This is a genomic window from Sorangium sp. So ce128 (assembly GCF_051525245.1).
GTDB lineage: Bacteria > Myxococcota_A > Polyangia > Polyangiales > Polyangiaceae > Sorangium > Sorangium cellulosum_B.
On the sequence record NZ_CP150313.1, the window covers coordinates 4344819 to 4357633 of the forward strand.

General features: G+C 72.6%; 10 protein-coding genes. 2 read left to right on the top strand and 8 right to left on the bottom strand.

The genetic code is table 11. The features are described 5' to 3' along the window. Positions 1–120 precede the first annotated feature (120 nt). Complete coding sequence (locus WME82_RS16645; protein WP_437872332.1) at positions 121–804, bottom strand: hypothetical protein; 684 nt, start codon at positions 802–804, stop codon at positions 121–123. Positions 805–1483: 679 nt separating this feature from the next. Between WME82_RS16645 and grxD the strand changes: the two genes are divergently transcribed. After that, the gene (grxD, locus tag WME82_RS16650) at positions 1484–1798 is read left to right on the top strand and encodes a Grx4 family monothiol glutaredoxin (protein ID WP_438043629.1); all 315 of its coding nucleotides are present in this window, start codon (positions 1484–1486) and stop codon (positions 1796–1798) included. On the opposite strand, the gene WME82_RS16655 is transcribed toward grxD, so the two are convergent. Both WME82_RS16655 and WME82_RS16660 read right to left on the bottom strand, forming a co-directional pair. After that, entirely contained in the window at positions 1795–2556 is a 762-nt protein-coding gene (locus WME82_RS16655) for a uracil-DNA glycosylase (protein ID WP_438043630.1), read from the bottom strand. The two genes, grxD and WME82_RS16655, sit on opposite strands and share 4 nt — an antisense overlap. Further along, the gene (locus WME82_RS16660) at positions 2553–3848 is read right to left on the bottom strand and encodes an esterase/lipase family protein (RefSeq protein WP_438043631.1); all 1296 of its coding nucleotides are present in this window, start codon (positions 3846–3848) and stop codon (positions 2553–2555) included. Before WME82_RS16660 ends, WME82_RS16655 begins: the two co-directional genes overlap by 4 nt. Before the next feature lie 36 nt (positions 3849–3884). Here WME82_RS16660 and WME82_RS16665 point away from each other — a divergent pair, with 36 nt between their 5' ends. Continuing rightward, a complete protein-coding gene (locus WME82_RS16665) occupies positions 3885–5147 on the top strand; it encodes a hypothetical protein (RefSeq protein ID WP_438043632.1) in 1263 nt (420 codons plus the stop codon). A gap of 4 nt (positions 5148–5151) precedes the next feature. On the opposite strand, the gene WME82_RS16670 is transcribed toward WME82_RS16665, so the two are convergent. The 5 genes from WME82_RS16670 to WME82_RS16690 all read right to left on the bottom strand — a co-directional run bounded on the left by WME82_RS16670 (position 5152) and on the right by WME82_RS16690 (position 12444). After that, positions 5152–5754 (bottom strand): adenine phosphoribosyltransferase, encoded by a 603-nt coding sequence (locus tag WME82_RS16670; RefSeq protein ID WP_437872336.1) that lies wholly within the window; start codon positions 5752–5754, stop codon positions 5152–5154. Between the two features lie 41 nt (positions 5755–5795). Further along, a complete protein-coding gene (gene surE / locus WME82_RS16675; RefSeq protein ID WP_438043633.1) occupies positions 5796–6572 on the bottom strand; it encodes a 5'/3'-nucleotidase SurE in 777 nt (258 codons plus the stop codon). Between the two features lie 24 nt (positions 6573–6596). Beyond that, a complete protein-coding gene (locus tag WME82_RS16680; protein WP_438043634.1) occupies positions 6597–8210 on the bottom strand; it encodes an aldehyde dehydrogenase family protein in 1614 nt (537 codons plus the stop codon). Positions 8211–8296: 86 nt separating this feature from the next. Continuing rightward, positions 8297–10525: a hypothetical protein gene (locus tag WME82_RS16685; protein ID WP_438043635.1), complete on the bottom strand. Its 2229-nt coding sequence runs from the start codon at positions 10523–10525 to the stop codon at positions 8297–8299. A gap of 98 nt (positions 10526–10623) precedes the next feature. Continuing rightward, positions 10624–12444, bottom strand: coding sequence for a c-type cytochrome (locus WME82_RS16690; RefSeq protein WP_438043636.1), 1821 nt, complete (start codon positions 12442–12444; stop codon positions 10624–10626). Positions 12445–12815: the final 371 nt, after the last annotated feature.

The window sequence follows — 12815 nt, forward strand, 5'->3', positions numbered from 1 at the left end:
ACCTTGCATCTCCCCCGGCGAACAGTGGAGGGGCAAACGTACGACGGAGGGCCCGAGGCGCGAGCGGTGGCGCCGCGCCTCGATGCGTGAGGCAGACGGCGCCGGCCCGCAGGGACGCGACTACTTCACGTAGATCTGGGCGACGGCGAGGCCGCTGCCCCGGACGGTCATGACGGCCTTCGCGGGGCCTCCCACGGGGAGCGGATTCTTGAAGCAAGAGCCTTTGCCACCGAGCGTGGCGTTCGGTCCCGTGGTGTTGTCCTGGGAGAGCACCACGGGCGGCAGCATCGGCGCGGGCTGCGCGACGATCTGCAGGTTGAGCTCCTGGACGCCGAGGCCCACGCCGATCACCGAGTAACACTTGCCCGGCTGGATATTGAACGGCTGTTCGAGCGTCTGGCCGTCCTGGAACTGCCCGGCGAACGCGCCGCCCTCCGGCTGCATGCCCTGGACCTCGGAGGCCGCCATGGCGGTGAGGACCGGGGTCGCTGCGCTGACCGCGGCAGGCGCGATCGGGGTCGCCTGGCCGGTGCTCGTGCCCGTTGCGGTCGGCGTCGTCTGCGTCGGGGTGGGGGTCGTGGTGGCCGGCGGCGGGTACTGGCCCGGCTGGGTGGGTTGGCCGTACTGGCCCGGCTGGGTGGGCTGACCGTACTGTCCGGGCGGGTATTGTCCGGGCGGGTACTGGGTTGACGCCCCGTACTGGTTCTGCATCTGCGACGGGTTGTTCGGCTCCGGGTCGCTGCCGCCGCAGGCGAGGGGCGCGAGGCCGAGCAGGGCCGCTGGGATGAGGACGTGCAAGCGCATACGAGGCTCCTTCAGGGTTGTGCGAGTGAGGCCGCGACAATGGGACGCTCGCCGCACCCGCGGCGGCTCACCGCCGCTGGTCACGGTCGGTAAGACGGCCGAGGTGGGGGCGTGTTCTACAACGACTTGGCGGCGCAAGGCCAGACGCTGCGGTGCAGATGGCACGATGCGCGTTCAGCGAGCGGAAAGCGGCATCGCCGCGGCCTGGGTACACAGGTCCTGGAGCACGTTGTCGACCAGCGTTCGACGTTTCCGCGTTCGCGGGCGGGCGCGCGCGGTGTGCGGTGTGTCGATCGCCCGCCGTGTCCCCGCACGGCCGTGGCCGTCGAGCCCTCCGATCGATGCGCTGAGCCTGGCCGGCGCCGCCTACCGCCCCCGTCCCTTGCGAAGACGCACCAAGCCGTCCGCGCACCCGCCCGAGGAACCACTGGTCCCTGCAGACGACCATCGGACCCCTGCGGCGCTCCAGCCCAGTTGACGCGGGCGGAGGGCGACACCAGAAACCCCGTTCACAACCGCGCGGGGCGGGGCGGTCACGTGGTCTGCTTGGCGAGCCCAGCGCGGTCCCGTCGCGAGCCCCGGCGGCACGCCACGGCGTGCGGCCCGGCAGTCACGCGCCGCTTCTGTGTAGATTGAACAATGGGCGATCCCGCTCGCGGCGGGAGATCAGGAACGAGCCATGAGCGACATCCACCAGGCGATCAAGGATACCGTCGAGAGCAACCGCGTCGTCCTCTTCATGAAGGGCACCAAGACCTTCCCGCAATGCGGGTTCTCGGCGCGGGCCGTCGACATCCTGAAAAAGTGCGGCGTGGACTTCAAGGACGTCAACGTGCTGTCCGATCCCTCGCTGCGCCAAGGCATCAAGGACTACTCGCAGTGGCCGACGATCCCGCAGGTCTACGTGGACGGGAAGTTCATCGGCGGCTCCGACATCCTGACGGAGATGTTCCAGTCGGGCGATCTGCAGAAGCTCCTCGCGAAGCAGGACTAACGTCCGGATCGCTCGGGGGCGCGGAGCCCCGCCGCGCTGACGGCGCGGCGCAGGACCTCGTCGAACATGTCGCCGGTGAGCCGCCCCGTCTGCGTGTTCTGCTGGCTGACGTGGTAGCTGCCGAAGAGCAGCGCCGCCCTGGCGCCGCCGCGCGGATCGGGGATCGCCGCCTCCACGCCGTGCGCGAACGGCGGGAGGCGTGGGTGAGCTTCCTCGCGATCCCCTGCGGACGCGCCGCGCGAGCGGGCGAGCGCGCCGACGGCGTCATAGCCGATCTTGCCGAGCGCGAGGTAGACGCGCGCCCGATGCAGCGCCGCGAGCTCTCGGTCGATCCACCCGCGGCACGCCGCGAGCTCGGCGATCGTGGGCTTGTTGTCCGGGGGAGCGCAGCGGCAGGGGGCGGTGATGAACACGCCCCGGAGCGAGAGCCCATCGTCGCGCGAGGTGCTCGTCGGCTGCGAGGCGAGCCCCGCTCGATAGAGCGCCGCGTAGAGGAAGTCACCCGATCGATCGCCCGTGAACATGCGGCCGGTGCGGTTCCCGCCGTGCGCCGCCGGGGCGAGCCCGACGATCACGAGCGGCGCATCCGGATCGCCGAAGCCCGGCACAGGGCGGCCCCAGTAGGTCTGGTCCCGGTAAGCGCGCCGCTTCTCTCGCGCGACGTCCTCGCGCCACGCCACGAGCCGCGGGCAGCGCCGGCACTCGACGAGCTCCGCCGTGATCAGATCGAGCGCGCGCGCCGCGCCGCCGCGGCTCACGCGGCGGGCTCGCCGCCCGAGCTCGTCGAGGCGCTGCTCTGCCCCACGTCCACGCCGCGCTCCGATGCGCGCGCCTCCGCGAGCGGGCGCGGCGGCGCAGCCGCGTGCTCTGTCAGGCCGCTCTGCTCGCCGGCCACCATCCCGGTCACGATGCGGTCGAGCACCGCGTCGAAGCGCAGGCGATTGAAGCGGGCTCCGCTCGCCAGCCAGTCGATGTGCCCGCCCTTGCCCGGAAAATGGCCGACGATGTCCAGGTGATCGGCCTTGCCGGCCCAGATGAGCTCCCCCCAGACCTGCGAGGCCAGCGGGACCACGCCGTCGTTGGCGTCCGGCGGCGGCAGCTCCCCGAGCACGCGCGCGAGCTTCTGCTCGATCGAGCCGTCATGGGAGCGACAAGGGTAGTGCTCGTTCAGGCGGGCGGTGATGTTCGACAGCGCGGTGAAGATGGCAGCCGACATCGCTCCCCACGGCGACCGGAGCGCCGATACCCAGTCGCGCACGGCGTTGCGTGGCGCGTACGTCGCGACGCTCTGGTACCGCAAGCCCGCGCGGTCCTCGAGGCCGGCGTGGAGCAGATCCATCGCCTCGGGCATGAGCTGGACGATGGCGCCCTGGTCGTCGCGCAAGAGCTTCAGCCAGGCGCGCAGCTCGCGGCTCGAGGCGTCGTCGAGCACGCGGATGAAGCTCTCGACCGCGCGATCGATGAGCTCGATCTCGAAGAAGCCGAGCTGCGCCCGGCCGAACGCGGCGACCAGCGCCGACGCGGCCGCGAGCGGCGGCGCGCCGAGCTTGAGGCCGGCCACCGTCAGCGCGGTGACGGCGTAGAGCAGGCGCTGGCCGCTCACCGTGGCGAAGAAGGCGGCGAGCGGGGTGCCGAAATGAGGCGTGTTGATGGTGGTGACGGACCGCAGCCGGCTCGTCCAGCCGAGCCGGCGGTGAGCGTTCCCGGGGAGCCGCGCCGTCGGCGAAGCGACGAGGCGAGCGTCCAGGCCTCCGGTCGAGTGGCCTACGATGTGGATGGGGCCGTCGTCGTCCCCGGCGCTCTCGTCCACGAGGCGGGCGAGCTTCGCCGCCCGGCGGAGGATGGAGGCCGTCGGGTGGACCTCGCAGACGTGGATCTCGACGATACGGCCGCGATCGCGGAACCGCTCCTCGATCGCGCGGATGAAGTGCTCGAAATACTCGAGGGAGGCGAGGGTCGCGAAGCCGAACATGCCCGGCGACAGGTAGACGCGCGTCTTCTGCACGCGCGGGAATGTGCCATGTCCGCCGGCCCTCGGCGGCATTTCCATGGCCGCCCGCGCCTGCGACCGTGACGGCCGGGCGGCGTGAAGAAGCGGCGGCATGCCGGCGGCAAATCCGGCTACCCTGCGATCGTGGACGACCCCAGCGCGCGGGAGATCGAGGCGGCTGTACAGGAGGCCCTGGGCCTGTTTGGAACATCGGGCTCGGTGAGCGTGCAGGGACGCCAGATCGCGCTGCGTGGGCGCGGTGCGCCCGTGGCCATCGATCTGGAGCAGCTGGTCGAGCAGTGGCCGCTTCTGCCACAAGAGCTGCGCACGCGTAAGGCATCCGACATCGCGCGGCGGCTCGCTCAGGCGCACCGCGCGGTGAGCTCGCTCGCGCCGCCTGCGCCGGCCGCCCGGGTCCGGCCAGCGCGGCACCTCGTGATCCCCGTCGGCGTGCTCGCGCTGGTGGTCGTCGGCGCGCTCTTCGCGTCGCGCATGCTCCGATCGCGAGAGGCCCCGGCCGCCTCGCCCACAGAGCCGGAGACGACCGCCGGCGAGGATGCGGCGCGGAACGCGCGCACCTGCGAGGCCGCGCGCAAGCGGATCTACGCCGGCGCTTCCATGGGGCCCTTCGAGCTCGCGGGCTGGGTCGCCGAGCTCTGGCTGGCGATGCCGCGCGGCGCCGCTGCAGCGGAGCTCGCCGCCGGCGCCGGGGAACCAGCAGCCCTGACCGCCGAGTCCGTGGGGCTCGGCGCGCTCATCGCGCAGGGCAAGCTGACGGCTGGCGCCGACGCCGAGCTCGCCGCGATCACCGACGGGGCCGTGGAGATCGTCCCCGGGTTCGATGCGGAGGAGGTAAGGCGCTCTCCGTCGTGGCGCGCGATCACCGCGCGCTTCTCCGGCGGATACGCGCGGGCATACTTCGATCCCGCGCACCGGGCGCGCTTCGTCGCGCTCGGCGATCGCATGTCCGACGCGGCCGCCGCGGCGCTGGGCGCCCTGTACGCGCGCTGCGCGCACCTGCCCTACCACGACGCCGGCGCCTGGTTCCGCGGCTCGGATCCGGCCACGGCGGCGACGGCGCTCGTCTATGCGTCCGGACTCTTCGCCGAGATGTCGGCGGTCGATCGAGGGGCGCTCGCCGCGTTGCCAGGGGTGGGGCCGATCGACGCCTTGCGCGGCGCTGGCGCCTCGCTCGATGCCGCGAGCCTGGGGAAGCTGGTGGGGGCGCACGGCGGGGGCATCACCAAGGGCGGGTCAGGCGCGGTCGTCATCACGTTCCCCGTCGGCGGGCCGACCCGGGCGACGACCGCGAGCCGCACCGTCGCGCGCAAGCTGCAGGTCGGCGTGGGCCAGGAGTGAACGCTCACTCGCCCGCGGCGAAGTGCACGATCGAGAAGACCGGCGCCGCGTCGCCGGCGCGCTCCGCGAGGAGCGCACGACCGCCGAGGAAATCGAGCTCGACGACGAAGGCGAAGCCGGCGACCTCGCCGCCCTGCTTGCGCGCGAGCTCGGCCGCGGCCGAGGCCGTGCCGCCGGTCGCGAGCAGGTCGTCCACGATGAGGACCCTCGCCCCCGGCCTGATCGAGCCCTTGTGCATCTCGAGCTCTGCCTTGCCGTATTCGAGCGCGTACGCCACGCGATCGGTCGCGGCCGGGAGCTTGCCTGGCTTGCGCACGGGCACGAAGCTGGCGTTGAGCCGGGCCGACAGCGCGCCGCCGAAGATGAAGCCCCGGGACTCGACGCCGACCACGACGTCGACGTGCTCGCCCACGAAGCGCTGGGCCAGGAGATCGAGCGTGATGTGGAGCGCCCGCGGATCCGCGAGGAGCGGCGTGATGTCCTTGAAGAGGATCCCGGGCTTCGGAAAATCCGGGACGCTCCGGAGGTGCGCCTTGAGATAACGGAGCGCGTGCTCGGAGGGGAGGGCGTCGTGATTGAACATGACGCCGAGCGTAGGCGAGCGCATTCGAGCCGGAAAGCGCTCCACGCGTCGCGACGCGAGCTACGTCAGGTGATGTGGCCGTCGTTGAGCTCCGCGGCGAGGAGGGCTGCGATGCCCTCGTGCTGCGCGGCGAAGAGGTCGAGGGTCAGCGGCGTGACGCTGACGGCCCCTGCGTCGTAGGCCTCGGTGTCCGAGCCGGGGACGAGGTCGTGGCGTACGCCCGCGCCGCCGATCCAGAGGTACTCGTGCCCGCGCGGATCCCGGCGAAAGATCACCTCTTCGGTGTACAAGCGCGCGCCCATGCGCGTGGCCCGCACGGGCCAGCTGCTGCCCGCAGGGATGTTGACATTGAGCAGCGGCGCTGGCCGGCGTCCCTCCTTCCCGGCGGCGCGGTGGAGGGCGAGCGCGAGCTTGACGCCGAGCGCCGCTGCGGCCGGGAGCGACGCGCCTGCATCGGCGGAGAGCGCGATCGAGGGGACGCCGCGGAGCGCTCCTTCGCGCGCGGCGGCCACGGTGCCCGAGTAGAAGATGTCGGCGCCCAGGTTGAGCCCGTGGTTCATGCCCGACACGACCAGATCGGGGCGCCGCGGCAGCACGCGCGTGCCGGCGTGAAGGGCGACGTAGATGCAGTCGGCGGGCGTGCCGTCGACCGCGAACACGCCGGGCGCAGCCTCCAGCAGCCGGAGGACGCGGTGCAGGCTCAGGGAGTGGCTCGTCGCGCTCTGGTTGACCGCGGGGGCGCACACCACCACGTCGGCGTGCCGGGCGAGCTCGTCCCGCACCGCGGTCAGACCCGGCGCTGAGTAGCCGTCATCGTTGGAGAGGAGGATCAGAGGGCGCATGCGTTCGCTCGATGGGTCTCGGGATCAGCGACCGAGCAGGCGCCTCGCGAGCGCGGCGACGAGCTCGACGAGGGCGCTGACGCGGCCGAACCATCCGGCTCCCCCTCGCGCCCGCGCCATCGCGAAGGCGACCGTCCGGAGCGCGGGCGTATAAGGGTACCACCACAGCTCGCTCTTCGCCCTGCTGCGGTCCTCGAGCAAGAAGCGCGGCCGCGTGAGCTCCGCGAGCGCGTGTGGGCTGCTCGTGACGCCGTAGCCGCTGTCTCCCGCCCCCGTCCACGGCGCGGCCGGGAGCGCGCCCGTGAAGCCGTGGTTGTTGATCGTCACCACGCCGGAGCGCAGCCGTCGCGCGAGCGCGTGGGCCCGCTCGTAGCCGCGGGTCCAGAGGCTGGTCGTGAGCGCGAAGCGGGACGCGTTGGTGCGCGCGATCGCCTCCTCGGCGTCCTTCACCACGATGATGGGAAGAACGGGGCCGAAGGTTTCGTCCCGGAGCAGCGGCGTGTCCTCTCGCTCCACCTTGAGGACCGTCGGTGGGAAGGCGAGCGAGCCCTCTTCCGGCGCGCCGCCGGCGAGGATCTCTGCCCCGCCCTCGACGGCCGCCTCGAGCTGATGCCGCACGATCTCCGCCTGCCGCGCCGTCGTCATCACGCCGACGTCGATGCCGGCGCGGAGCTGCCCCGTGAGCGCGATGACGCGCGCGATGAAGCGGTCCGCGATCGCCTGCTCGACGTAGACGCGCTCGATGGAGGCGCAGTTCTGTCCGGCGTTCGTGAAGGCGCCCCAGAGGACGCCGCGCGCGGCGCGCTCCAGATCGCAGTCGCCGAGGACGATGGCGCCGTCCTTCCCGCCGAGCTCCAGTGACGTCGGGATGAGGCGCTCGGCGCACGCGACGGCGATCTTCTTGCCGGTGGCGACGCTGCCGGTGAAGACGACGAGATCGACGCCGGCCCCGACGAGCGCGGCGCCGACGTCGCTGCCGCCCTGCGCGACGGCGAGGACGCCGTCCGGGAGCAGCCCGTCGAACAGCGAAGTGACGAGCGCGCCGGAGCGCGGCGTGACCTCGCTCGGCTTGAAGACGACGGCGTTGCCCGCGAGCAGCGCCGGCACGATCGTGCGCAGCGGGATCGCGACAGGGTAGTTCCAGGGCGTGATGAGCGCGACGACGCCGCGCGGATCCCTCTGGATGCGCCCGACTTTGCCGGGGTAGGCGAGCGGGTCGAGCGCGACGGGGGAGTCGTCGAGGAGCTCCTCGATGGACCGGGTCCAGTAGTCGATGAGATCCGCGTTCGGGAGCACTTCAGCGAGCGCGGCCTCCTCGATCGGCTTGCCGCACTCGCGGTGCACGAGCGTCGCGATCTCCTCGGCCCGCGCGAGCAGGCGCCTCTTGACGCGCGCGATGAGCTCGGCGCGCTCCCTGATCGGGACCTCCGCCCAGGCGATCTGCGCCGCCCGCGCGCTGGCAACGATCGTCGCGAGGGCGCTGGGCTCTGTCTCTGCCACGCCGTCGAGGGGCGCTCCCCCTGCCGGGCTGCGCAGAGGGAAGGGGCCGGAGCTCGCTACCCTGACGGACGCCGACGACGCCGCGTCGCCAGCTGCGGCGCAGGCCTCGTGGGGAAGGGGAGTCGTCTCGGAATCCATCGGGCGCGGAGCCTAGCACCGCGCTCCTGCCCCTCTGCATGGGGCATGTTGCGCCCCCTAGGAGCAGGCCCCGGGGGCGCGGGTTTCTACGGAGCGGGATCAGGTGCAGGCGCGGTCTCTTCAGCGGGCGCGGGCGCAGCGCCCTCACCGTCCGGGGTGGCGGTGCCGGCGGGGCTGCCTTTCCGCTTCGTGGGGCGGTCGGGCGTCGGGCTCGCCGCGGAGGGCGTGATCGACACGACCGTTTGCTTGCGGCAACCGACGATGACCGCCTGGCCGGCGGAGAGCCACGCGGGGGTCGACGTCTTCTCCGTCGTCAGCTTGCCGAGCCGCACGTAACGCGTCCCGCAAGGCACGTCGAGCGTCTCTCCGGTGCTTCCGGCGAGCGAGCCGTTCACATACACCGACGCGCGCTCTGGCGAATTGACCGTCAGGTGGCCCCGGCTCGGCGGCAGATCCTCCGCCTTGCCTGCGGCCGGCGCAGCGCTCGCCTCGGGTGCAGCGCTCGCCTCGGGCGCAGCGCTCGCCTCGGGTGCAGCGCTCGCTGCCGGCGTCGCGGTCTCGGCCGCGGACGGTGCAGCGGGCGCCGTCTCGGTGGGCGCGGCGGTTGGCGTCGGCGCGGTGGCCGGCGGCTGCGCGGTCGCGCTCTGGGTCGCTCCCGGAGACGTGTCGGGGGCGACGTCGGGGAGGGGCGCGGGCTCGGGGTCAGACACGCTGAGCCGGTACGCGACCGCTGCGCCGCCCACGAGGAGCGCCACGGCGGCGATCACGATGCCCACGCGGGAGCGCGGGCGCGGCGGCGGTCGCACGGTGATGCCGGCGTCCGCGGCGGGCCGCGTCGTGACGTGGTCGGAAGGCTTCACGTCCTTGTCGGCCGGGAGGGGCGGGTCCTTGGTGATGACCTTCGGGAGAAGGTCGCGGTCGGCCGCCTTCGGCCTGGACCTACGATCCGCTTCGTCGCTCGCGTCTCTGGACAGCGTTCCAGGCGACGCATCGCCGGCCTCTTCCGCGACCGAGCGCGCGACGGCCTGGGCTTCGGACCGCGCGGAACGGATCGCCGTCTCCTCGTCTTCGAGGCCCTCGGGGCGAGAACGAATGACGGTGGGCTCGTCCTCGAGCATGCCGCGGATCACGGTCGGCTCGTCGTCGACCATCTCGCGGCTGAACTCTCGCTCGGTGGCAGGCTCCCCCATCGCGCGCCGCGTGGCGGCGGCGATCGGATCCGGCGCCTTGGGGGTGACCGGCTCACCAGAAGATGACGGCCCACGGGCAGTGACCGCCTCGAGCGTCGAGGCATCATCCGCGGCGGCCGACGCGGTCGTGGCGTGTACCTCCGCGCGGTCAGGCAGGGATCTGCGCTCCGCGCGCGCCTCGGGCACCGCGGCATCCGGCGCCGCCCTGCGCTCGGCCGGGAGCTTCAGCGCTGCAGCGGGCTTCTGGCCGGGTTCCGGCTCGTCGGGGAGGAGCCCTGCGAACGAGAGCTCGCTGTCGCCCTCCACCACCTTCGGCCGCGCAGCGACGTCCTCGTGAGGGAAGAACGGCTTCGTCTCTGCGCGCGGGCTGGAGCCCCGGGCCGGGGGCATCGCCGGGCCTGCACCGGGCGCGTCCTTGCCCAGGGCAGCTGACCTGGCCGCAGGCGCCGCGACCTTGGCCGCGGTCCTGGCTGCCTCTCTCGGCTTCAGCTCGGCCGCCTCCGCGGGAGGGCGGAAGGTCTCCTGAGCACCGGCGGAGGGGCCGGCGTCAGCCCGCGGGAGATCGATGGAGGCGGCGGGCCTCGCGACCGGCTTCCCGGGTGAGCTGGGAGGCGGCGCAGGGTTGCGCGCCGGCGTCGCCGCGGCCGGCTTGACGGCCGCGGCCTTGACCCCGCTCGCTGCGGGCGTGGCTGCTGCGGCTGCCTTCACCGACGGCTGTTGCGGCGTCTTCGCCGGAGATTGCTGCGGTGCCTTCGCGGCCGCTGCGGGCTGCTTCGCGGCGCTGGCCGCCGCGGTCTGCGATGCCTGCGCGGCCGCCGGGCTGAAGGCGTCGATGCCACCGACGTCGTCCAAGACGGGCTCGATGGCGCGCGGCGCAGACGGTCCGCTCGAGGCGACCGCTGCCGGCCGTGCTTCATTCGCCGGCGACGTTTCCGTCGAGCTGAACCTGGGGTCGGGCGAGGCCGCGCCCGCCGTGTCGTTGGCGATGGCGCCGGGCGCCTCGCCGCGATGCGGGACGAGCTCGGCGGAGGCCGCGAGCTGCGCCCGGGTGCGAGGCGCAGCGGCGTTCCGCTGCACCCGGTGGAGGAGCGCTTCGAGGGTGGCGACTTTTTCGGCGACGTTCACGCCGCGCCAGCATATCGCGGCTCGGCGCTCGTTACATCATTCGCGGTGAAGGGGCGCGATCGGGCGGGCTCACCGGCGGAAAATCCCGCTGGAAGGGGTCAGAGGGTCTCAAGGTAGGCGACCAGATCGTCGAGCTGGGCGTCCGAGAGCTGGGACGTCTTGCCGTGCCTGTCTCCGCCGCCGCAGGCGGGGTTGGTGAACCGGTCCTTCAGCGTCGGCGCGCATCCGTCGTGCATGAACGGCGCGCGCGTGCCGATGCGGACCAGCGACGGCACCTGGAAGGGCTTGCCCGTACCGACGTCGAACGAGTCGTTGGTCGTGAGCTGAGCGCCCGCGTGGCAGCTCGCGCAGTCGACGGCCTTGTCGTGGAAGAGGGCCTCGCCGCGCGCGACGGCCTCTGCGTCGGGCGCCGACGACACCGGCGGAGCGGGGAGGCTGTCGATCCACCGGGCGAAGACCTTCACCCGGCGCGGTCCCTGGTGCATGCCGCCCATGCGCCGCTCGAAGACCTCGTCCATGATGGCTTCGATCCCCGACATATCGCCGTCCCAGTGGAACGGCGCCGTGTTGAGGATCCCGCCGCTGACGAACTGGGTGCGCCGCGGTCCGATGGGGTTGAAGTGCCAGGTATGGCTGTCCTCGCCTCCCTCCGGATGGCACGACGCACACGCCATCGGGCCGGCAGTGTTCCGGTGGAACATCTCGTGGCCGGTGTCCCTGCGGCTCTCCCCGGGGAGCGTGATGACCTTGGCGACGCGGTTGCCGGCGGTGTTGGGAGCCCCGAGGACCTGGATGCCCGCCGGCTCGCGGGTCTGCACCACCACGGAGCCGCCGGCGAACGCGACGGCCGTGGGCTCGCCTTCCACGACCACGCGCTGCTCCGCCTCGACGCACGTTCCTTCGGGGCCACCCATCGTCACGTTCAAGTTCGCGCGGCTGGTCATGAGGATCTCGCTCCTGCCGGCCGCGACGACCGCATACGAGAGACCGTCATCGGACACCGCGACATCGACCGGCAAGGTCGCGGAGGGGAGGGCAGCGGCCAGGTTCGGCTGGCCGTCGGAGTCGGGCGTCCCGACCTCCGAGACCGTGCCGTGGACGACGCTCCCATCGCATCCGCCGGAGCTGTAGCCCCCCTCCACGATCTCGACGGGCGCGATCAAGGCGCGCTGGTGGACCATCGCGATACCGCCTGTCGGCAGCTTGATCGTCCGCCAGGCGACGGTCGGCGCGAACTCCTGCCCGAACAGGTTGAATTTCGGGAGCTTCTTTTGCTCCATCACGATGCCGTCCGCCCCGATGGTGAGCAGCTCGGCAGACCGGAACTTGCTGACCAGGAGCCGGTCCCCGTCCACGACCACGTCGCGCAGGTCGCGATCGAGCTTCAGGCGGCGCGTCGCCGCGCCGGGACCGGCCGGGAGCGTGACGAGCTCGCCGCCGAGGCACGCGACATGGAGCGCGTCGGTCTGCGCATCGTAGGCGACCCCCCGCGGGGCCGGGCACACGTCGCGCCGGTCGATGATCGTCCCGCTCTCCGCGTCGACGGTCACGAGCGCGCCGCCGCGGCGGAGCGCGACGTGGAAGCGACCCGCGTCGTCCTCGACGACCCTGCCCGGCTCGTCGCCCTTCTGCAGGGCGATCTCCGCGGTCAGCTTCTGCGCCTGGAGATCGACGATCCACACCCGGTCGCGATCCGGATCCGCGGCCACCGCCCGGAGGGCGCTCTTGCTCACGGCGAGCGTTCCGCCGCTGATGGCGGGCGGCGGCTCCGCCGCGACCGCGACGCTCCCAGGATCGCCGATGTCGGGGGTGTCGTCCTCACCGAGCTCCCACGGAGCGCAGGCGGCAAAGGGTGATGCGATCACAAGGATGGCGAGGAACGGGGAGAAGCTGCGGCGCGACGCAAGCAGTCGATGCATGAGGGCCTCCGGTCCGCCGCCAAGCAAGATGGCGGCCACTTCATTCGATGTTCTTCCATCCGATCGCGCGCGGCAATACGTGTTGCCGCGGAGAGAGCGACGTATTCCTGCCGTCCATAGCGAGCGTGAGCGGGGGTTGGATGGCGTGTCTGGCGAGGGTCCCGTGCTGCGCATCGGTGATGACGTCCCTGCTGTCGTGGCCCATTGCGGCACGGCACGACGAGCGCGCCAGACCATCGTGTCCGGCGCGGCCCGGGACGGTTCCCGTCGCGGTCGCGGCATGACGCGGGCCTGGGGGCGCAGGCGCGCCGTGGGCCGAGAGCGCGGGCTTCCCGGTCACCTTCGCCAGACGGCGAGGCGAGCGATCGCCG